The sequence below is a fragment of the Vibrio paucivorans genome (assembly GCF_054053395.1).
In genome coordinates this window covers 2,573,769-2,594,792 of sequence record NZ_CM133230.1, presented here as the reverse complement: position 1 = coordinate 2,594,792, position 21,024 = coordinate 2,573,769, and the positions used below count along the sequence as shown (strand labels likewise).

Below are 21,024 nucleotides of genomic sequence, written 5' to 3'. Positions count from 1 at the left end.
GATCCTCGCTGTGCTAAACCGTTATCCGTTATGGAAGTACTTGATGGTCATCTTTGCCATCGGTATCGCAGCTCTGTATGCACTTCCAAATCTCTACGGTGAAGATCCGGCAATTCAAGTTACAGGGGCGCGTGGCGCCTCTGTAGATCTGTCAACGCTGGATTCCATCACCAATGCTCTTGAAAACGAGGGCTTATCTCATAAATCCATTGCTCTTGAAAATGGATCCATCCTTGTTCGTTTCTCTGATACTGACACGCAGCTAAGTGCTCGCGATGTAATTTCTGAAGCTCTCGGCCAAGACAAAATTGTTGCGCTTAACCTCGCGCCGTCTACACCTGATTGGCTAGAGTCTATTGGTGCTGCACCAATGAAGCTCGGCCTTGACTTGCGTGGTGGTGTTCACTTCTTGATGGAAGTGGATATGGACGCGGCAATGGAAAAGTTAGTTTCTCAACAAGAAGAAGCCTTCCGTAGCGAACTTCGTGAAGAAAGAATTCGTTACCGTTCTATTCGCCCTTCGGGTAAAGATAAAGTAGAAGTGCTACTTCGCAATGAAGAGCAACTTGCACAAGCGGTACGTATTCTTGAGTCAAATCATCCTGATATGACTTTTGTTGACTCAGATTCGAATGGTCGTTACTCGATTGTTGCTTCATTTACTGAAGCTCGTTTACAAGAAATTCGTAACTACGCTGTTGAACAAAACATCACAATTTTGCGTAACCGTGTAAATGAGTTAGGTGTTGCTGAGCCACTTGTTCAACGTCAAGGTGCAAGCCGCATCGTAGTTGAGTTGCCTGGTGTTCAAGACACAGCTCGTGCGAAAGAAATTCTTGGTGCAACGGCAACACTAGAATTCCGCGAAGTTGATGACAAAGCGGACTTATCTGCAGCAGCGAATGGTCGTGTACCTGCAGGTAGTGAACTTAAGCAAGATCGCGATGGTCGCCCAGTAGTGGTGAAAAAGCGCGTTATTCTTGGTGGTTCGAGCATCACTGATGCAAGCTCAAGTGTTGATGAATATGGTCGCCCTCAAGTTAACATCTCACTAGACAGTGAAGGTGGTAACAAGATGTCTGCGTTCTCGCGTCAAAATATCGGTAAGCTAATGGCGACGGTATTTGCTGAGTACAAAGACAGTGGTCGTAAGACGCCTGAAGGTAAAGTCATTCTGACCAAGCATGAAGAAGTGATCAACCAAGCGACAATCCAGTCTGCACTTGGTCGTAACTTCCGTATCACTGGTATTGATTCAGCAGCCGAAGCGCACAACCTAGCACTGTTACTTCGTGCTGGTGCTTTGATTGCACCTATCTCTATTGTTGAAGAACGTACGATTGGTCCATCAATGGGTCAGCAGAACATCGATATGGGTATCCAAGCGATGATCTGGGGTATGGTTGCGGTAATGCTATTTACGCTGCTTTACTACCGTAAGTTTGGTTTGATTGCCAACCTAGCATTGATGGCTAACCTAGTATTGATTATCGGTGTGATGTCGATGATTCCGGGGGCGACGATGACGCTACCAGGTATCGCAGGTATTGTATTAACCGTCGGTATGGCGGTCGATGCGAACGTACTGATATTTGAGCGGATACGTGAAGAAATCCGCGATGGGCGTAACCCACAGCAAGCGATTCACCAAGGTTACTCGAATGCATTTAGCACCATTGCCGATGCGAACGTGACAACTCTTATCACTGCGATCATTCTATTTGCAGTCGGTACAGGTGCGATCAAAGGTTTCGCTGTGACGCTATCCATCGGTATTTTAACTTCTATGTTTACAGCTATCGTAGGTACACGTTGTGTGGTTAACCTAGTGTACGGCGGTAAGCGCATTAAGAAATTGTCGATCTAAGGCTAGGAATTATTATGTTTCAGATTCTAAAAGCAGATAAAACGATCGACTTTATGCGTTGGTCGAAGTTCGCATTTGTCTTCTCAATCTTGATGATTGGTGCGTCTATCTTCACGCTGTCGACGAAGTGGCTAAACTGGGGACTCGACTTCACAGGCGGTACGCTTATTGAAGTGGGTTTTGAAAACCCAGCTAACCTAGAAGAAATCCGTACCGCGCTAGATGCGAAAGGCTTTGGCGATGCAACCGTACAAAACTTTGGTTCTGTGCGTGATGTAATGGTTCGTTTGCGTCCACGTGAAGACGTTGCAAACGAAACCTTGGGTAACCAAATCCTAAACGCAATTAAAGACGGTACTGGTGAGTCGGTTGAAATGCGCCGTATTGAGTTCGTTGGTCCAAATGTCGGTGACGAGCTAACGGAAGCGGGTGGCCTAGCCATTCTTGTTTCCCTCATCTGTATTTTGATTTACGTCTCGATGCGATTTGAGTGGCGTTTAGCCGCAGGTGCGGTACTCGCGTTGGCTCACGATGTCATTATCACTCTGGGAGTCTTCTCTTTGATGCAAATTGAGGTAGACCTTACCATTGTTGCGGCATTGCTGACCGTAGTTGGTTACTCGCTCAACGATACCATAGTTGTATTTGACCGGATCCGTGAAAACTTCCGTAAGATGCGTAAGGGGGAGCCTGCAGAAATCATGAACAGTTCAATTACTCAAACATTGAGCCGTACATTGATTACTTCCGGTACAACATTGTTCGTAGTTATCGCTCTATTTACTCAGGGTGGCGCTATGATTCATGGTTTCGCGACTGCATTGCTACTTGGTATCACTGTTGGTACATATTCTTCTATCTATGTTGCATCGGCACTGGCTCTAAAACTGGGTATCCAGAAAGAGCACTTAATGCCACCGCAAATTGAGAAAGAAGGTGCAGAGTTTGATGAAATGCCATAAGGCTATTTGTTGATAAGCTCCGAAAAACCGCTAGTTTACTAGCGGTTTTTTTATGCGCGCCGTACTGAGCCATCATAATCTTGCCAAGCTCTGCTATTATGCTGGGATGATAACGAAAAAGGAGCTTTGTCATGCCTCACCTACGTTTTAGAGCTGTTGAGCCTCAAACCGTACAAGCGCTGTCCTCGTCATTAATTGATTCACTGCAGCCGTATATGGACTGCCCCCGTGAAGACTTCACTTTTGAATACATCTACTCGACGTTTTTCCACGATGGAGAGGTAAGTTCAGCTTACCCATTTGTAGAAGTGCTTTGGTTCGACCGAGGTCAAGAGACCCAAGACGCAGTGGCAAGTATTATCACACATCAAGTGCGCGGTATTATTGGGGAGGACGTCGATGTCGCGGTTATCTTCACGGCGTTAGATGCCAAGGGCTACTATGACAATGGCGAACACTATTAGATGAAGTAAATCGGATTAAGGACTAACGACAAGGACGCGATTTTTGAAACGATTCTACAAGTACATGGCGATTTTGGTAGCACTACCTTTAGGTGCAAATGCCACGCCATGGGAACAGTTAGAGAGGCCTTCGACTCAACCAACTGAATCGATTGGTAGCTACGCAAATGGGTGTCTAGCTGGCGCTGAAGCCTTGCCGTTAGAAGGGCAAGGGTATCAGGTAATTCGGAGTCACAGGGCGCGTTATTATGCTCACTCCGATGCTGTTGACTACATTCGTCAGTTAGGGAAGGTTGCTAGCACGCAATACCAAACCAACCTATTGATTGGCGATCTTTCTCTGCCTCAAGGCGGTCGCTTTTCATTTGGTCACTCGAGTCACCAAACTGGGCTCGATATTGATATATGGCTGCGTTTAGCCGATCAAAAGCTATCGGTTGAGGAGTTAGCTGAACCGAAAGCGATGAGTGTTGTTCACGTTTCTCAATACAAGCTGAACCAACAGAATTGGGATGAACGTCATTTCGGTATCGTCAAACAAGCGGCCTCAGTTAAAAACGTAGCCAGAATATTTGTGCACCCAGTCATTAAGCAAAAATTGTGTGATGAGGAAAGGTCTGCGGATCGTGAATGGCTTAGAAAAATTCGGCCATGGTGGGGACATTATTCGCATATGCACGTTCGCTTAACTTGCCCAGAGGGGAGTACGAACTGCCAGAATCAGTCTTTACCGCCAGAAGGGGATGGCTGTGGAGCCGAACTAGCGAGTTGGAAACCTGTCGATGAAAGTGATAATTCTAGCTTGGTTCGACCTCCAGCAAAGAAGAAAAAACCAAAGGTTATACCGGAACAGTGTCAGCTATTGCTTGAAAACAGTTGATGACTTAATCGCTAATCACACATAGAAACACGCCGCTCAAAGAGCGACGTTTCTGTTTAGGCCAACATTCTACGGGGAAACTGGAGTTACTGTATATTGTTTCGGCAAGGAACGAGACGACCTAATTTTCTTTTTTCCCTCTGACTTTCGCAAGTCGTTCAGTAGCTGCCTCCCCGTGTAAGAGTTATCGATTAAACAAGCGGTTAATTCAACGAGCGGGTGGCAAATTTCTTGGAGTTTCGAATGTACATTGGTTTTGTTAATGCGGCTTACTTCGAGTACTTGGGTGGAGCTTGCGGCAAAGTTTATCTTTTTATTTCCTTGGGAAATTTCTTCCGCTAAAAACACTCGTGCCATGTTTTCGCAGCTTACTTGGTCAATCGAAAAACCATTGAAGTGTTGGCTGAGTTTTTCTTTGATGTCGAAGGTTGTTGATGGGTAGTCTTCATCGGCCACCATTTCCATGTTCCAAGCAAAGGTTTCAGTCTCTGAAGAATCTCCATTTTTACAGGAGTTAGCGCGTTTAGAAATGTCTAACAAAGTGAACAGAAAGTTTTGTTTCCCTGCGGCATAGTTCTCATCATCACAAAACAGGCAGTTTTTAGCTGTAGCTAACGATTCATTGAGGAGAATACTGTTTTTTAGTAGGAGTGCTTCATACGACTTTTCTGCATTTGCCCAACTTAGGGCTGAGAATAGAGTGGTTAGTAGAATTAATAGTGTACGCAAGTAAATACCCATCCTTAGGTTACGTAATTGTTAATTGTACAAACTGCTGAACTAGTTGACTAGTTAGAAACAAAAAACGACCCACATGGGGTCGTTTTTAATGATTAAGCTAAGCCTTGAATAATCACGAACTTCTCGAGTAGTTGTTCTTCAGTCTCTACGTGATTCGGGTCTGTGATAATACATTTTGTAATTGGGCACACAGACTGACACGTTGGCTTCTCATAATGACCTTTACACTCAGTACATAGATCGGGATCGATCTCGAAGATCGTGTCACCCATAGTGATTGCCCCATTTGGGCATTCTGGGTCACACATATCACAGTTAATGCACTTATCAGTGATCAGCAGAGCCATGCTTATTTACCTGTTGGGTTACGGGTATCCTGACCTGAGTTTAGGTTACGCATTAACAGGCCGTATTCTAGGTCCATATCTTCAGGAACAGGAATGAATACGAAGTGGCCGTTTCCTTTTGCGTCCTCAATCTTCTCTGACTTGCGGTTTTCCATTGCTTCAAGTGTGAAGATTACATTGCCTTTTGGTGTCATTAGCTCAAGGCTGTCACCGACAACAAACTTGTTCTTTACTTCTACTTCAGCAAGGTCGCCACGGCGTTTACCTGTGAATTCACCAACGAACTGTTGAGCATCAGAAACCGAGTAACCGTAGTCGTAGTTTTGGTAAGCATCGTGTGTGTGACGACGTAGGAAGCCTTCTGTGTAACCACGGTGCGCTAAGCTCTCTAGTGTACCCATTAGGTTCTCATCGAATGGCTTGCCCGCTACTGCATCATCAATTGCTTTACGGTAAACCTGAGCTGTACGTGCACAGTAGTAGAATGACTTAGTACGGCCTTCGATTTTCAGTGAGTGAACACCCATCTTAGTCAAACGTTCAACGTGCTGAACAGCACGAAGGTCTTTCGAGTTCATGATGTAAGTGCCGTGCTCATCTTCGTAAGCGGCCATCTTCTCGTCTGGACGATGTGCTTCAGACAGAAGAACCACTTCGTCGGTTGGCTTGCCACGACCGATAGTGGTTTCAGGGTGCTCGTCTTGTACTTCAACCGCTTGCGCTTCTGTTGGGTCGAATTTCTCTACGATGTCGCCAGTGTCGTTTTCTTTGCCTTCTTCAACTTTGTATTCCCAACGACATGCGTTAGTACACGTACCTTGGTTAGGGTCACGTTTGTTGATGTAGCCAGAAAGTAAGCAGCGGCCAGAGTAGGCCATACATAGTGCGCCGTGAACGAATACTTCAAGTTCCGTTTCAGGACAGTGCTCACGGATCTCTTCGATCTCTTCTAGAGAAAGCTCACGAGACACAATCACACGCTCAACGCCGTTGGCCGCCCAGAACTTAACCGTTGCCCAGTTTACTGCGTTCGCTTGAACAGACAGGTGGATTGGCATATCAGGGAAAGCTTCACGAACCATCATGATAAGACCTGGGTCAGACATGATTAGTGCGTCAGGGCCCATCTCAACAACCGGTTTAAGGTCACGGATGAAAGTTTTCAGCTTTGAGTTGTGCGGTTGGATGTTACATACCACGTAAAGCTTCTTGCCTTGTGCATGAGCTTCGTTGATACCAATTTGTAGGTTCTCGTGGTTGAATTCGTTGTTACGTACGCGAAGGCTGTAACGAGGCTGGCCTGCGTATACCGCGTCTGCGCCGTAGGCAAATGCGTAACGCATGTTTTTAAGGCTACCCGCTGGTGACAGTAGCTCTGGTACGAATGCTTTCTCAGTAGTCATGTGTAATTCTCTTAGTCTGATCTCAAGTCAGGCCTATTCCACCATATGGAATAGGGGCGCAAATTTTACGCCAAAATGTGACCTGTGACTAGGAGAAGTTCGTGTAGTCGGATAACGCACCAACAAAAACGCCCTCTTGAGAGGGCGCTATTTATTTTGATGTGCACTGCTTAAGCGTTCGGGTGAGGAAGTCCGCCTAAGTTCTCATACAGGTTTGGTAGGAATGCGCTTAGCTCTCCACACATTAACGAGAAGTCTGCGTCGAATCGAGCTGCAGGATCTTCACGAGGGATATCGTCATTCTGATCTTTTAAATCATCAGCAAATTTCAAGCGTTTGATGCTTCCATCTTCTGCCAGAAGAAACTCGATACGCTCTTGCCAGTTAAGAGCAAGCTTAGTCACCACTTTGTCTGCTTCGATATGATTCTGAATTTCATCAGCAGTTAACTCTTGCTTCTTACAGCGAATAACGCCGCCATCTTCTAATACCGATTTGAGCTCTGCTTCGTCGAGCATTTCGATACCTTGCGGAGTGGTGCCTGTCTTAACCCATTCTGTAAGTGTTGTTTCGACCGCTTGCTCTGGAATTGCTGGTACCACAGGTAGGCTACCCATTGTTTTACGTAGTAGCGCCAATACGTCTTCAGCTTTTTTGTAGCTGCTCGCATCCACCAAAATGAATCCTTCTTTAGGCAGGATGAGAACAAAAGTATGGTTACTGCGGCTGAATGCACGCGGCAGCAAGTCGATGATGATGTCTTCTTTTAGAGTGTCTTTTTCTTTTTTCTTTAATGGGCGACCTTCTTCAGCTTCCATCACTTCAACTTTGGCTGCAAGTGAGTCTTTGATAACTGAAGCAGGTAGCATTTTTTCTTCACGCTTAGCACAGATAAGAATGCGGTTTTCAGACACATGAGTCATCATGTCGCCGTGTTTACCCATTGCTGCTACCCAGCCAAACTTTTGCTTATCTTGGCTGCCACAAGGAGTGAAACGGAACTCTTCAAGTTGCTTCTCTAGCTGGTCTGCATTGAATTCGATATCGCGATTAAAGCGATAAACCAGACAGTTTTTAAACCACATATTTCTTCTCTAAGCCGGAATTAAGGAGCCAATCATAGGCAATTTTCGAACGTATGTCTTATCTCAATTTCAAAATATCGCAATGAAATTCGAGAGAAAGTTATATGAAAATTTGTTTTCAAAGGTCACAAAAGTGTCATAATTAGTAGTGATAATGCCTACAGTTGCAAAGGGATACTCCCTGTTTATCAAAGTTTAAACATAAGGTTATTCAGATATGTCTAGAAGGATTCTGGTTGTTGAAGATGAAGCACCAATTCGTGAGATGTTGTGTTTTGTACTTGAGCAGAAAGGTTACCAAGCCGTAGAAGCGGAAGACTACGATATGGCTGTCAACAAATTGGCCGAACCCTTCCCTGATCTGGTTTTACTAGATTGGATGCTACCTGGCGGTAGCGGAATCAACTTTATTAAACATATGAAACGTGAAGAGCTGACTCGCAACATCCCTGTGGTAATGCTAACAGCTCGCGGTGAAGAAGAAGATAAAGTCCGTGGCCTTGAAGTGGGCGCTGATGACTACATCACGAAACCTTTTTCACCGAAAGAGCTTGTGGCTCGCTTGAAAGCGGTGATTCGCCGAGTAACGCCAACGGCACTCGAAGACATCATTGATGTACAAGGCCTAAAGTTGGACCCTGTATCTCACCGTGTAACAGCAAATGATCAGCCGTTAGACATGGGGCCTACCGAGTTTAAGATGCTGCATTTCTTCATGACTCATCAAGAGCGCGTGTACAGCCGTGAGCAACTGCTGAACAATGTTTGGGGCACAAATGTTTATGTTGAAGATCGTACTGTTGACGTTCATATTCGTCGACTACGTAAAGCGCTCGAAGCTGCTGGACATGATAAGCTGATTCAAACCGTGCGTGGTGCCGGTTACCGTTTCTCTACTAAAGCTTAATCCAGCGCAAAGGAATTGAATTCGAGGAACTGAATGGTTGAAAGGTTAACCTGGAAAAAGCTGGCCTGGGAGCTGGCTTTTTTTTACACCCCTTGGGTGATTATTGGCTGGATATTCGGATACATGCCGTGGTTGCTTCTCGCTGCCACGGTTTTGCAGCTTGTGTGGCATCTACATAACCAGATGCGTCTCTCGGCCTGGTTGTGGGATGAAAAACGCCTGACACCACCATCGGGTTCGGGAAACTGGGAATCTCTGTTTAACGGTATCTATCGTTTGCAGCAGCGCCAGCGTAAGAAGCGCAAAGAACTGACTAACCTAATTCGCCGTTTCCGTAACGGTGCAGAATCACTGCCGGATGCGGTGGTTGTATTCCGCAGTGAAGGTAACATCGTGTGGTGTAACAAGCTTGCTCAGCACCTGTTGGGCTTTCGTTGGCCGGATGACTCAGGCCAGCCGATTTCCAACTTGATTCGCACGCCAGACTTTATCAAATACCTGAATAAACAAGACTTCTCCGAACCGCTAGAAATGCGCTCTCCGCTAAACGTTGAACGTATGCTGGAACTCCGTATCGTACCTTACACCGAGGGTGAGCATTTGATGGTAGTGCGCGATGTCTCTCAGCTAAAACAGCTAGAAGGGATGCGCAGAAACTTCTTCGCCAACGTATCTCATGAACTCAGAACACCGATGACTGTGCTGCAAGGTTATCTGGAGATGACTGAAGATCCAGATATGATTGTTGGCCCTATGTGGACCAAAGCGCATGGTGTGATGACAGAGCAGCTAAACCGCATGAACAGTTTGGTGAATCAGCTACTGACGTTATCAAAGATTGAAGCGGCGCCAATGCATGAGCTGGAAGAAGTGGTAAATGTACCCGCAATGCTAGAAGTGTTAGAAAAAGAAGCGTCCAGTCTGAGCGGCGATCTAGGCCATAAACTCGAATTTAATATCGACAGCAGCTTGCGTGTATTAGGTGATGAAGATCAGCTGCGCAGTGCAATTTCTAACCTTGTTTACAATGCAGTCAAGTACACCCCAGCAGGAGCAGACGTGAAAGTACGCTGGTTCCAAACCGCGCAGGGTGCTTGCTTAGAAGTCGAAGACAGTGGGGATGGTATTGAACCTCAACACTTACACCGCCTAACGGAGCGTTTCTACCGAGTCGATAAAGCGCGGTCGCGAGATACTGGCGGCAGTGGTCTTGGGCTTGCTATCGTGAAGCATGCGCTTACTCACCACGATTCACACCTAGAAATTCACAGTGAAGTTGGCGTTGGCAGTAAGTTCTCTTTTGTTTTGCCTGCTCGCTTACTCGTAAATTAATTGGAGTAGGTGGACGATGGTTATTGAATTAGCACGAAAAGCTTATTTGGCAATATTTTGCAGTTGCTTGCTGACAATGGGCTCAGCTCAAGCTCAGCAGCTTGTGCCGTACCAGAAAACCTCTGGCGTGTCTGGCAGTATCTTGTCGGTAGGCTCTGATACGTTGGCGGGTATGACGACGCTTTGGGTAGAAGAATTTAAAGCGCTCTACCCAAGTGTGAATGGTCAAGTACAAGCTTCGGGTTCGTCGACCGCTCCTCCGGCTCTGACTGAAGGTACCGCTCAGTTCGGCCCAATGAGCCGACCAATGCGTAAACGTGAAATTGAAGCGTTTGAGCGAGAGCATGGCTATAAGCCAACCGAGCTTAGAGTCGCCATTGATGCGATCGGCGTGTTTGTGCATCGAGATAACCCCATTCAAGGCCTCAACTTTGATCAGTTAGACGCTATATTCTCCGTGACGCTCCGTTGTGGTGCGACAGAGCCAATTCAAACTTGGTCCCAATTGGATATCGCCTTTGATTGGGCGAAGCGCGGCATGCAATTGTTTGGACGTAATTCTGTTTCTGGCACGTATGGTTATTTTAAAAAGAATGCGCTGTGTGGCGGGGACTTTAAGAATAACGTTAACGAACAGCCGGGTTCCGCATCGGTTGTTCAATCTGTTGCATCGTCAATCAACACCATTGGTTATTCTGGTGTTGGTTATCAAGTCTCTGGCGTTAAGCTCATTCCTATTGCGAAACAGGGCAAGGAATATATCCAGCCAAGCCAAAAAAATATCTTATCTGGTGAGTACCCACTTTCGCGCTACCTCTACGTATACATCAATAAGCACCCAAGCAAACCGTTGTCTCCAATCGAGCGTGAGTTTATTCGCTTCATTTTCTCGGAGCAGGGGCAAGCGCTGGTGGAGAAAGATGGCTACGTGCCGATTTCAGGTGATATTGCACAGCTAGAACTTGCGAAAGTGGGCATTCGCTAACTCAGTAAGCAAATGTTAGGTCGTTTTCTAGAATACGAGTTGCCAGCCCGCGTTGCGCCAGTATTCTTGTTCTGTTTGTAAGTCGGCACTAAGTAGACGGTTATTGTTGAGCCACTCTGAATCATCACAGGAGAGGTGCCACGACTCTTCGTCTATGGATAAAGTTAGATTAGGCAAAGGCGCTTCGCTACGTTGACCATTAATGACGATAGCTAAACGAAGAATCCGAATCAGCCCTAGAATGTGTTTCTTCTTAAACAGGGAAAACTCTTCCATTTCATGTAGCTTGAGCGCTTTACGCTGAAAGCGAACGAGTATTGCCAATACCTGCTGCTGCTCTCGGTTAAATCCAGGCATGTTGGTGTGTTTGAGTATATAAGCAGAGTGGCGATGGAAAGCTTGTAAACTGATACTAAGCCCAACTTCGTGTAGCAGGGCGCTCCATCGAAGTAAGGCGAACAGTTGGCTGCGGTGTCTAATTCCTAAAGTGGGGTGAACTTGCTGCAAAAATAGTTGTGCACTTCGGGCGACGTTTTCAGCGTGAGTGAGGTCGACTAAGTGTTTGGCTGCGAGGTTTTCAGTGGTGCGCATACGAATGTCGAGACGTTGAAAGCGGTCTTCCATTTCATAGAGTAAACCCTCCCGTAGGGCGCCCTCTGAGTAATGGAGTTCTTTAATTTTTAAAGACTTAAATGCAGCTCGAAGTATTGCAACCCCAGCTGCGAATACTGGCTTTCTTTCTGGCGTTAAACCCTCTAGAACAATATCGTCTATTAAGCTCCATTCACAGAGTTTGTCTATCAATGTATCTAGTCGTTTACTGTTAATCAGCCCGTCTTCAAAACCTAACCCTATTAGTACTTCGCGTATGGCTTTTATTGTTCCCGATGAGCCGATAGCGATATCCCAGCCTTTGCGTTTATATTGAGCTGCCAGTGTTTCAAGCTTTTGTTCTGCAGCTAACGTCGCTTTGGCAAAGTTTTTAGTGGTCAGCTTCTCGTTGGAGAAGTAGCGATTGGTGTAGCTGACGCATCCCATCTGCTTACTGTTGACCAATTGCGCTTCGAAGCCGTGACCAATAACCAATTCGGTACTGCCGCCGCCTATATCAATCACTAACTTGGACGTCGATTCTGGTTGTGTATGTGCGACTCCCATGTAAATTAGGCGAGCTTCCTCAACACCGGGAATGATTTCAATAGGGAAGGGAAGCACATCACGTGCCCTGAGTAAAAATACATGACTATTGTTTGCGCGGCGCAAAGTGTGGGTTGCGGCAATTCGGACATTCGAAGCTTCAAAGCCATTTAGGCGTTCGGCAAACATGGCTAAACACTCGAGCCCACGTTCTATCGATGCATTGTCGAGGTTCATCTGGCTGTCTAAGCCAGAAGCGAGGCGAACTCGCTGTTTATGTCGACTCACCAGTTGCAAGTCTTGGCCGACGACTTTTGCTACTACCATGTGGAAGCTGTTTGAGCCTAAGTCGATGGCGGCGATATCTCGAATGTCTGTTTGCTGGGTCATTTATGGTTGCTGTTTTTGTTGCCGATTGTGTTTCTCTATATGCTTAAGATAGTTGTAAATAGCGAGCTGTGAACGAACTTTTTTACGATTTCCTCTCGGCACATAGGTATTACTCATCTCTTTATCGATCCAACGTGCTTTGACGGTATCGGTAAAGTGAATCTCGATGATATCGATAATTCTCTGTTTAAGGCGAGGGTCATTGATTGGAGTTGCTACTTCGATCCGGTGATCTATGTTACGCGTCATCCAATCCGCCGAAGAGATATACACGAGTGGGTCGCCACCGTTGTGGGTGATTATCACTCTAGGGTGTTCTAAAAAGCGATCGACAATACTGATGATTTTGATGTTGTCGCTGACCCCTTCTACTCCTGGAACTAAAGAGCACATACCGCGCACGATCATTCGTATTTTTACTCCTGAACTGCTCGCACCATACAGTTTGTTGATCATTCCCTTGTCGACTAAGTTGTTCACTTTCAAGGTTATCTCGGCTTTTTTCCCTGCTTTTGCCGCGGCAATCTCTGTGTCGATTAAGCGATAGAGCTGTTTGCGTGAATTGCGCGGCGAAACAATCAGCTGGTTAAACTTAACTGGCCGATACGGGTTCTCAATATAGCCGAATACATGACGTACTTCGTTGGTTACTTCCGGTGATGCAGTTAGCAGGGCAAAGTCGGTATAAATACGCGCGGTTTTTTCATGGAAGTTGCCAGTACCAATATGGGCGTAACGAGTGATTTGCTCTCCCTCGCGGCGGCTAATTAAAAGTAACTTGGCGTGTATTTTTAGTCCGGGCGCGCCAAAAACAACGTGGACACCTGCTTCGGTTAGCAGCTTTGCCCACTCAATATTGGCCTCCTCATCGAAGCGAGCCTGCAGCTCAACCACGACAGTGACGCTTTTTCCGTTGTGCACCGCATCAATTAACGTGTTCATCAAGCGAGAGTCTTTGGCGACTCGGTAAATGTTGATTTTTATACTGATGACCTTAGGGTCAAACGAAGCTTGGCGTACCAGTTCGGTGATATGTTCGAAAGAGTGATAAGGGTAATGTAGCAATATGTCTTGATGACGAATGGCTTCAAAATGGTTATTGAACCCATCAAAGTCTGCACACTTCATTGGTGGTAAGGGTTTGTTTTCTAAGTAATCCCGACCAACATTAGGAAAGCCGATGAAGTCTTTAAAGTTGTGGTAGCGGCCACCGGGAATCAGACTATCGTAATTGGAGATTTGCAGCTTGTCACATAGGAACGTCAACATCTCTTCGGGCATTTCACGCTGGTATACAAATCGAACTGGCATTGCCGTTAAGCGCTGGCTAAGGCCCTCCGACATCTGCTCCAGTAAGCTGTGTTCGACTTCGTTACTTAAATCGTATTCCGCATCACGGGTCATTTTCATCGCGTAACTGTTAAGCTGATAACCATCGAAGAAACCGCTAAAAAGATCATCGAGGCAATAACGAATGATGTTATCGAGCAAAATGATGGTCTTACGCCGTTTGCCTTTTTGCTCTGGCATCATTACAAAGCGAGGGAGATGGTTGGTTGGTATCTCCACAATGGCGTACTGACGATTATCGTCTTTACGCAACTCCACCGCCAAGTAGGCATACTCATCTTTAAGAAACTGCAACAAATCGATGTCATCATTCATCATAAGTGGAGTGACGTGGGGCAAGACTTGCTTGCGAAAGTACTTTTTTACCCATTTTTGCTGTGTTTCGGAGAGCTGAGTTTCGTTGACAAGAAAGATACGTCTTCGTGCCATTTCGAGAATTAACTCATTATAAACCTCATCAAAATCTTGATTCAGTTTCAGCGCCTTGGTTTGCATTTTGGTGAGTAAGTGCTTGGAATTGTCGTTTCCACCACGTTCTTGGTTGATCAGAATTCGACGTTTTACATCGGAAAAGCGAACCTTATAAAACTCATCTAGGTTATTGGAAAATATACCTAAAAATCGCACGCGTTCGATCAAAGGGACCGATTTGTCGGCCGCTTCTTGTAGGACTCGCTCGTTAAACGAGAGCCAGCTCAGTTCCTTTTCGATGTACAGTTTTTCAGCACTCATACCTTACCTTAGTTCCTCGCGTTGGTTCGCGTGTGCGGTGGGTTCCAAAAAATATCAGGTAATGAACGGTAATTTTTTACTATGACAGTTTTATTACGTGTTTATTGTTGTATTGTTTTCAGTTGTTTAATGCGATCTGTAATATAATTGTCACCTAAACGAAATAATATAACCTTGGGCAAGAATAGGTAGAGACACACATGGCAAAAGCCGAATTTTCATTAAAAGAACGAGATAGAAAACGATTGATTAAAGATCGTTTGGTTCGTCTTGCGGTGACTTGCGGTGGTGTGGGTGTGTTGGCCGCCTTGGTGCTGATCTTTATCTACCTCGCTATGGTTGTTCTACCACTTTTCTCTGACGCTAAAATTGAAACTGGTTTTGCCAATCAAACTATTTCAACATCAAGCCCTATGGCTATTGGCGTCGACGAATATGGCCAGCATGCGTACGTACTCTCTAAAGAGGGTAAAGTTGACTTCTGGACGCTGAACGGAAAAAGTCAGTCACCTCTCTCGTTTCCTGTCCAAGCTAATTCACCGTTGTTAGCCTCCACCGGAGATATTTCGGGTTGGTTAGCGATTGCATCTGAAAAAGGCTGTGTGTCCGTATTCAGACCAATTTTTACTTCCTTAGTCAGCAAAGAAGGTCGTAGCTTTGCGCCAAGCGTTGAACTAGCAACGCTCAATAATCTGAATTTAAATGTATCAGGGCGTGTATTGCAAAGCTTTGATTTTGCGCATAATAGTCAAGGCACGACTTTAGCGGGTTATTACCAAGATGGCGGTGTACTCGTACGTTGGGAGCAGTCTGGCTCTATTCGAGAGTATGGCTTCGCTTTACCTTTTAATCAGCTAGATCAAATTATCTTAACGCCTGATGGAAAACAGCTCTTCTTACGGACTGGATCGGAATTGGTGGTTGCGCAGAAGCAACACGACAGATTTTCCGTTCGTGAAGTCGTTGATTTGAGTGCCGGCGCTGAAAAACACGCAGTAACGGATATTAAGCTGTTGTCTGGTGCCTATTCTTTACTTGTTACCCATCAAGATGGATTGGTCTCTCAATGGTTCGATGTGTTGAAAGATGGGGCGCGCGAGCTGACTCATATTCGTGAATTTAAGTTAGCTTCACAGCTTAGGTTCTTATTGCCTGATACCTACCGAAAGGGTTTTTACAGCTTTTATACCAATGGCACATTGCAGAGTCACTACACGACAAGCGAAAAGCTAGTGATGTTTGAACGTGCTTACGATAAGGCTCCGTCTCTGGCTGCGATGTCCAACAATGAGCGCTTTCTTATTTCTTTGTCTGGGCAGCGTTTAGATGTGGCTGAAGTCGATAATGATTACCCAGAAATATCGCTCTCATCGTTGTGGCAAAAGGTATGGTACGAAAGTTACCCCGAGCCAGCTTATGTTTGGCAAACAACCTCGGCCAGCGATGAATTTGAAGCCAAGTTTAGTTTAGTACCTATTGCATTTGGTACGTTAAAAGCAGCCGCATTCGCCATGTTGTTCGCTATTCCAATCGCAGTCTTGGGGGCGATCTACACCGCCTACTTTATGTCGCCAAGGATGCGCCGAGTGGTGAAGCCTTCAATTGAACTGATGGAAGCGTTGCCTACAGTAATCATTGGCTTTCTTGCAGGCCTATGGTTTGCCCCAATTGTCGAGACTCATTTACCTGCAGTTGTATCGCTGATGTTACTACTGCCAGTGACTATCTTAGTGACAGGAGCACTATGGCATGCACTGCCGCGCAAATGGTTAACCCGAGTGGCCAATGGTTATCACGGGTTGATTCTAATGCCAGTGTTGGTTGGCGTAGTGACGCTAGCGATGATGTATAGCGGAGTGATTGAAGCGTGGTTGTTTGGTGGCGATATTCGAATCTTTCTTGCTGAGCACGGTATCGACTATGACCAGCGAAATGCACTAGTTGTCGGTTTTGCGATGGGCTTTGCGGTGATACCAACCATATTTACCATCGCAGAAGACGCGATATTTTCAGTCCCTAAGCACCTGTCTGATGGTTCGTTAGCACTGGGTGCGACGCCTTGGCAAACCCTTATTTATGTGGTTCTTCTGACAGCCAGCCCAGGTATTTTTTCTGCCATTATGATGGGACTAGGTCGAGCAGTTGGTGAAACTATGATTGTGTTGATGGCGACGGGTAACACACCGATACTCGATTGGAATATTCTCGAGGGAATGCGTACGTTGTCAGCCACTATTGCTGTTGAAATGCCAGAATCAGAAGTGGGCAGTTCTCACTATCGACTGCTGTTCCTTGCGGCGTTATTGCTGCTGGTTTTCACCTTCTTAGTTAATTCGGTAGCTGAGTGGGTAAGGCAGCGTCTGAGGGATCGGTATCGTGCACTGTAAGTTTGGTATTCTTATGACGAGTAAGTGGGTGCTCACCCATGTTTAAGTGGTTAAAGTCGGGTGCACCTTGGATTTGGCTAACAGGCGGAGCGGTAAGCATTAGTTTGCTATCTGTGATGGGCCTATTGCTTCTGATCGGTTGGAAAGGGTTATCTTATTTTTGGCCTGCGCCTTTGTATCAGTGGCAAACAGAACAGGGCGACAAGTTGCTTGGCCAACTCTATGCGGAAGAGTATGTGCCTATCAATCACTTGCAAGATATGCAGGTAGAGCTTCCCCCCGAAGTGATTGAAAAGGGGCTTATAAAACGCTTTAGTATCAAAGTGGCTAACCGAGACCTTTACCCGTCTGACTTTGTTTCTTTTCTCGATATCGATTTACGAGAAAAAACGCTACCTAATGGCTGGGCGGTGATTGAGCGTAGCCGAAATGGCGACTTTTACGGTAAACCGGTTGGCTATGTGACACCATCTGGTATTGCGTACGATTCAGTTACAGTGAACCTAGCCAAAGGACTTGCTGTTGCTGAAGTGATGCATGAAGAAATCGCGCGAATTATCAGTGATGAGATCCAAGTAACTAGCAGAGGGCTAGAGCGATTAAGATTAGCTAAGCGCAAGCGAGAGCTGAATGGACAATTAGATGAGCAGTTTCTCGAAAATCATCAAAAGGCCAAACAGAAGCTGGAATCCGATTTAGCGATCTCTGAATCTCGATTGGATGATCTACGAGCGGAATTTAGTCAGCAGGCTCTATTAGTCGAGGATATTTCCGGGCAAACGAAACAAATCCCGCTAAGCCAAATCTTAGATGTGTGGTATCCAAATCAAATGGGCTTTGGCGACAAGGTGTCTCATTGGTTCAAACAAGTTTGGAAGTTCTTGTCGGACAACCCTCGAGAGTCTAACTCTGAAGGTGGCGTATTTCCTGCGATATTTGGTACCGTTTTATTGGTTATTATCATGTCGATTATCGTGATGCCTCTTGGGGTTGTCGCCGCGATCTATCTTCATGAGTATGCAAAGAATAATGCCTTCACTCGAGTAATCCGGGTTGCAGTTATTAACTTGGCGGGTGTTCCTTCAATTGTATATGGTGTATTCGGCTTGGGCTTCTTCGTTTATACCTTAGGTGGCTCGATTGATACCCTATTGTATTCAGAGCGCTTACCTGCTCCGACATTTGGTACACCAGGGCTATTATGGTCGGCTCTGACGCTCGCTGTATTAACCTTGCCAGTTGTGATTGTTTCAACAGAGGAAGGGCTTAGCCGAATTCCAGGTTCGGTACGTCATGGTTCATTGGCCCTAGGCGCCACTCAGTTCGAGACGTTATGGCGGATTGTATTGCCAATGGCGAGTCCTGCAATCATTACGGGCTTAATATTGGCTGTTGCTCGTGCTGCTGGAGAAGTGGCACCATTAATGTTGGTTGGGGTAGTGAAGTTGGCTTCCAGCCTTCCAGTCGATACTCAGTTCCCGTTTATACACTTAGAGCGTAAATTCATGCATCTAGGTTTTCATATCTATGATGTAGGCTTTCAAACGACTAATATTGAAGCAGCAAGGCCATTGGTTTATGCCACATCGTTTTTGTTGGTAACAGTAATCGTCGGGCTAAACTTAACAGCTATCAGCATTCGTAATAATTTACGCGAAAAATACCGTACTTTAGGGCAAGACTAATCATGTTTTCTGTCGATCAAACGTTAGGCTACGAGCCGCCTCTTGATGTAAATAATCTAAGTGATGACGAGACAGCCATCTCGATCGAAGGGCTCAACTTGTTCTATCAAAATGCCCAAGCGCTGAATGACATTTCAATGCGAATTCCGAAAGGTCAGGTCACCGCATTTATCGGCCCTTCAGGCTGTGGTAAGTCTACCTTGTTGCGTTGCATCAACCGTATGAACGACTTAGTGGAAGGCTGCCGTGTTGAAGGAAGGGTGAACTTACACGGCAAAAATGTTTACCATCCAGATGTCGATGTGGCGACTTTGCGTCGTAGGGTTGGCATGGTATTCCAGCGTCCAAACCCTTTCCCCAAGTCGATTTATGAGAACGTAGTCTATGGCCTTAGATTGCAAGGCATAAAGAACAGCAGAACGCTTGATGATGCCGTTGAAAGCTCACTCAGGGCAGCGGCATTGTGGGATGAAGTAAAACATCGTCTACATGAAAATGCGTTTGGTTTGTCCGGTGGTCAGCAGCAACGTTTGGTGATTGCGCGGGCTATTGCTATTGAACCGGAAGTATTGTTGCTCGATGAGCCAACATCGGCACTGGACCCTATTTCTACGTTGACAATTGAAGAGCTGATTAACGATCTCAAAACCAAATATACCGTAGTGATTGTCACCCACAACATGCAACAGGCGGCGAGGGTGAGTGACCATACGGCATTTATTCATATGGGAACCTTGATCGAGTACTCAGATACAGACTCTATTTTTACTTCACCATTGAAAAAACAAACGGAAGACTACATTACTGGTAGATATGGCTAGGTTTGTTCTTCATATTTGCAACCGTAGCGGCGTTAACTGCGATATTTCCCCCTAATCACATAGACGAGCTATGCTCATAGGGCTGAAGTTTCTTGTTGCTATGCTACTGTTCCAACTATTTAGAACAATGCTAACTTGGTACTTATCCAGTATGTGATTTTTCCTTTTAATCAGCAAAAGAGACTAACTTTATTTATGAATTTTGGGCGCCATATTTCAGGTCAGTTTAATGTCGAGCTTGAATCGATTCGTACCCACGTACTGACGATGGGAGGATTGGTCGAGCAGCAACTTTCGTTTGCGATGCAAGCACTGCACAAAGAAGATATTGAGCTGGCGAGAAAAGTGGTACGCGACGACCATAAGGTCAATGCCATGGAAGTCTCTATCGACGAAGCATGCACTCGAATCATTGCAAAAAGGCAGCCAACAGCAAAAGACTTACGCCTCATCATGGCAATCATTAAAACGATCACTGACCTAGAGCGTATTGGTGATGTTGCCACTAAGATTGCTTATGTCGCTATCGAAAGCCCTGCTTCAAAAGAAACGCAGTTTCATGTTTCCTTGGAGCCACTTTGCCGTCAAGCCATCACCATGCTTCATCAAGTGCTCGATGCATTCGCTCGTATGGACGTAGATTCTGCCGCGGAAGTACATAAGCTCGATGACAAGCTCGATGCCGAATACGAAGCGGTTATTCGCCAGCTAATGACCTACATGATGGAAGACCCTAAGAACATTCCTAGTATCCTGCAAGTGATGTGGTCAGCTCGCGCCATTGAACGTGTGGGAGACCGTTGCCAGAATATCTGTGAATACATTATCTACTTTGTGAAAGGTAAAGATGTTCGCCACTTGGGCGAGCAGAGTATTGATGATGTATTGCGGTAATGAAGAAATTACGAGGTACTAATAGGAAAACAGCGTTAATCGCTGCTTTCCTATTTTAGGTTTACCATCCTTGGTAGGAGTTCTTTAAAAGCGGTAGCCGATTGTCCAAGAGAATTGGTCAAAATCAGCATTTCCCCATAGGTCACCATCAAACCCGGCATAATCGAAACGAATGTCGGAATAGATATGTTGGCCTATCTCACCGCGAACGCCAAAGCCTAAGAATAACCCAGCGTCATTCCATTTATAGCCCAGATTGTCTACACGGACATCTTCAGTGTAACGAGCCACGCCAATTGCGGCATATGGCTTGATATTGAAACCATCAAGCATAAACTTGTAGCCAATATCGGTATCTAGCTTGAGTGTGGAACCGTCTAACTTAACTGAGCCGTATGCGTCACTAGCGCTATCTTTGTTTTTGCCATACGATATGTTTAAACCAACGATATGGTTAAATTCATAGCCATATTCAAGTTTAAAGCCGTTGCCCCAGTCGCCAGATAAGCCAACATCAACAAAATCTATCGATGTTTTCGTGTAGCCCAGTCCAACACGGTGCTGGCTTTCAAAGTTGTTTGCGAATACTGCAGTTGATAGAAGTGATGTTGCAAAAAGTGTAGTGAGTGCTGCTTTCATTATTTACTCTCTAGTA

At 45.6% G+C, this 21,024-nt stretch carries 18 protein-coding genes; 11 read left to right on the top strand and 7 right to left on the bottom strand.

The genetic code is table 11. The features are described 5' to 3' along the window. The first annotated feature begins 10 nt into the window (after positions 1–10). From secD to mepA, 4 genes are all read left to right on the top strand, one after another. Entirely contained in the window at positions 11–1,867 is a 1,857-nt protein-coding gene (gene secD, locus ACXABW_RS11855; protein ID WP_457522843.1) for a protein translocase subunit SecD, read from the top strand. Positions 1,868–1,881: 14 nt separating this feature from the next. Next, positions 1,882–2,829, top strand: coding sequence for a protein translocase subunit SecF (gene secF / locus ACXABW_RS11850; RefSeq protein ID WP_252027979.1), 948 nt, complete (start codon positions 1,882–1,884; stop codon positions 2,827–2,829). A 131-nt stretch (positions 2,830–2,960) separates the two neighbouring features. After that, positions 2,961–3,293 (top strand): DUF1904 domain-containing protein, encoded by a 333-nt coding sequence (locus tag ACXABW_RS11845; RefSeq protein WP_457522841.1) that lies wholly within the window; start codon positions 2,961–2,963, stop codon positions 3,291–3,293. 64 nt (positions 3,294–3,357) lie between these two features. Beyond that, complete coding sequence (gene mepA, locus ACXABW_RS11840) at positions 3,358–4,173, top strand: penicillin-insensitive murein endopeptidase (protein WP_457525015.1); 816 nt, start codon at positions 3,358–3,360, stop codon at positions 4,171–4,173. Between the two features lie 69 nt (positions 4,174–4,242). Here mepA and ACXABW_RS11835 read toward each other — a convergent pair whose 3' ends face one another. The 4 genes from ACXABW_RS11835 to rdgC all read right to left on the bottom strand — a co-directional run bounded on the left by ACXABW_RS11835 (position 4,243) and on the right by rdgC (position 7,749). Then, entirely contained in the window at positions 4,243–4,914 is a 672-nt protein-coding gene (locus ACXABW_RS11835; protein WP_457522839.1) for a hypothetical protein, read from the bottom strand. Between the two features lie 92 nt (positions 4,915–5,006). Further along, on the bottom strand, positions 5,007–5,261 hold the full coding sequence (locus tag ACXABW_RS11830; protein ID WP_265686122.1) for a YfhL family 4Fe-4S dicluster ferredoxin: 255 nt from the start codon (positions 5,259–5,261) through the stop codon (positions 5,007–5,009). A 2-nt stretch (positions 5,262–5,263) separates the two neighbouring features. Continuing rightward, positions 5,264–6,664, bottom strand: coding sequence for a prephenate-dependent tRNA uridine(34) hydroxylase TrhP (gene trhP / locus ACXABW_RS11825; protein WP_457522837.1), 1,401 nt, complete (start codon positions 6,662–6,664; stop codon positions 5,264–5,266). Positions 6,665–6,834: 170 nt separating this feature from the next. After that, entirely contained in the window at positions 6,835–7,749 is a 915-nt protein-coding gene (gene rdgC / locus ACXABW_RS11820; RefSeq protein ID WP_252027976.1) for a recombination-associated protein RdgC, read from the bottom strand. 217 nt (positions 7,750–7,966) lie between these two features. On the opposite strand from rdgC, the gene phoB reads away from it, so the two are divergent. From phoB to ACXABW_RS11805, 3 genes are all read left to right on the top strand, one after another. After that, entirely contained in the window at positions 7,967–8,656 is a 690-nt protein-coding gene (gene phoB / locus ACXABW_RS11815; RefSeq protein ID WP_252027975.1) for a phosphate regulon transcriptional regulator PhoB, read from the top strand. Positions 8,657–8,689: 33 nt separating this feature from the next. Next, a complete protein-coding gene (gene phoR, locus ACXABW_RS11810) occupies positions 8,690–9,988 on the top strand; it encodes a phosphate regulon sensor histidine kinase PhoR (RefSeq protein WP_252027974.1) in 1,299 nt (432 codons plus the stop codon). 76 nt (positions 9,989–10,064) lie between these two features. After that, positions 10,065–10,973, top strand: a complete 909-nt coding sequence (locus ACXABW_RS11805; protein ID WP_457525013.1) for a PstS family phosphate ABC transporter substrate-binding protein — start codon at positions 10,065–10,067, stop codon at positions 10,971–10,973. A 27-nt stretch (positions 10,974–11,000) separates the two neighbouring features. On the opposite strand, the gene ppx is transcribed toward ACXABW_RS11805, so the two are convergent. Together ppx and ppk1 are read right to left on the bottom strand one after the other, a co-directional pair. Beyond that, on the bottom strand, positions 11,001–12,500 hold the full coding sequence (ppx, locus tag ACXABW_RS11800) for an exopolyphosphatase (protein ID WP_457522836.1): 1,500 nt from the start codon (positions 12,498–12,500) through the stop codon (positions 11,001–11,003). Next, positions 12,501–14,582, bottom strand: coding sequence for a polyphosphate kinase 1 (gene ppk1, locus ACXABW_RS11795; protein WP_457522835.1), 2,082 nt, complete (start codon positions 14,580–14,582; stop codon positions 12,501–12,503). It abuts the gene before it with no gap. Between the two features lie 200 nt (positions 14,583–14,782). Here ppk1 and ACXABW_RS11790 point away from each other — a divergent pair, with 200 nt between their 5' ends. The 4 genes from ACXABW_RS11790 to phoU all read left to right on the top strand — a co-directional run bounded on the left by ACXABW_RS11790 (position 14,783) and on the right by phoU (position 20,369). After that, complete coding sequence (locus ACXABW_RS11790; RefSeq protein WP_457522834.1) at positions 14,783–16,969, top strand: ABC transporter permease subunit; 2,187 nt, start codon at positions 14,783–14,785, stop codon at positions 16,967–16,969. A 38-nt stretch (positions 16,970–17,007) separates the two neighbouring features. Next, positions 17,008–18,654, top strand: coding sequence for a phosphate ABC transporter permease PstA (gene pstA, locus ACXABW_RS11785; protein WP_457522833.1), 1,647 nt, complete (start codon positions 17,008–17,010; stop codon positions 18,652–18,654). Positions 18,655–18,656: 2 nt separating this feature from the next. Next, positions 18,657–19,475 carry a phosphate ABC transporter ATP-binding protein PstB gene (gene pstB, locus ACXABW_RS11780; RefSeq protein WP_252027967.1) on the top strand — a complete coding sequence of 273 codons (819 nt, stop codon included), beginning with the start codon at positions 18,657–18,659 and terminating at the stop codon, positions 19,473–19,475. Positions 19,476–19,670: 195 nt separating this feature from the next. Then, positions 19,671–20,369, top strand: a complete 699-nt coding sequence (gene phoU, locus ACXABW_RS11775) for a phosphate signaling complex protein PhoU (protein WP_252027965.1) — start codon at positions 19,671–19,673, stop codon at positions 20,367–20,369. Positions 20,370–20,453: 84 nt separating this feature from the next. Here the strand turns inward: phoU and ACXABW_RS11770 are convergent, their stop codons facing one another. Next, entirely contained in the window at positions 20,454–21,008 is a 555-nt protein-coding gene (locus tag ACXABW_RS11770) for a porin family protein (protein ID WP_457522831.1), read from the bottom strand. Between the last annotated feature and the right edge of the window lie 16 nt (positions 21,009–21,024).

Excerpts from the sequence above, each read along its gene's own strand:
- pstA (WP_457522833.1), top strand. The coding sequence starts at position 17,008 with ATGTTTAAGTGGTTAAAGTCGGGTGCACCTTGGATTTGGCTAACAGGC.
- ACXABW_RS11835 (WP_457522839.1), bottom strand. The coding sequence starts at position 4,914 with ATGGGTATTTACTTGCGTACACTATTAATTCTACTAACCACTCTATTC.
- mepA (WP_457525015.1), top strand. The coding sequence starts at position 3,358 with ATGGCGATTTTGGTAGCACTACCTTTAGGTGCAAATGCCACGCCATGG.
- secF (WP_252027979.1), top strand. The coding sequence starts at position 1,882 with ATGTTTCAGATTCTAAAAGCAGATAAAACGATCGACTTTATGCGTTGG.
- ACXABW_RS11770 (WP_457522831.1), bottom strand. The coding sequence starts at position 21,008 with ATGAAAGCAGCACTCACTACACTTTTTGCAACATCACTTCTATCAACT.
- phoR (WP_252027974.1), top strand. The coding sequence starts at position 8,690 with ATGGTTGAAAGGTTAACCTGGAAAAAGCTGGCCTGGGAGCTGGCTTTT.
- ppk1 (WP_457522835.1), bottom strand. The coding sequence starts at position 14,582 with ATGAGTGCTGAAAAACTGTACATCGAAAAGGAACTGAGCTGGCTCTCG.
- ACXABW_RS11830 (WP_265686122.1), bottom strand. The coding sequence starts at position 5,261 with ATGGCTCTGCTGATCACTGATAAGTGCATTAACTGTGATATGTGTGAC.
- phoU (WP_252027965.1), top strand. The coding sequence starts at position 19,671 with ATGAATTTTGGGCGCCATATTTCAGGTCAGTTTAATGTCGAGCTTGAA.
- pstB (WP_252027967.1), top strand. The coding sequence starts at position 18,657 with ATGTTTTCTGTCGATCAAACGTTAGGCTACGAGCCGCCTCTTGATGTA.
- ACXABW_RS11790 (WP_457522834.1), top strand. The coding sequence starts at position 14,783 with ATGGCAAAAGCCGAATTTTCATTAAAAGAACGAGATAGAAAACGATTG.
- ACXABW_RS11805 (WP_457525013.1), top strand. The coding sequence starts at position 10,065 with ATGGGCTCAGCTCAAGCTCAGCAGCTTGTGCCGTACCAGAAAACCTCT.
- rdgC (WP_252027976.1), bottom strand. The coding sequence starts at position 7,749 with ATGTGGTTTAAAAACTGTCTGGTTTATCGCTTTAATCGCGATATCGAA.
- ppx (WP_457522836.1), bottom strand. The coding sequence starts at position 12,500 with ATGACCCAGCAAACAGACATTCGAGATATCGCCGCCATCGACTTAGGC.
- phoB (WP_252027975.1), top strand. The coding sequence starts at position 7,967 with ATGTCTAGAAGGATTCTGGTTGTTGAAGATGAAGCACCAATTCGTGAG.
- trhP (WP_457522837.1), bottom strand. The coding sequence starts at position 6,664 with ATGACTACTGAGAAAGCATTCGTACCAGAGCTACTGTCACCAGCGGGT.
- ACXABW_RS11845 (WP_457522841.1), top strand. The coding sequence starts at position 2,961 with ATGCCTCACCTACGTTTTAGAGCTGTTGAGCCTCAAACCGTACAAGCG.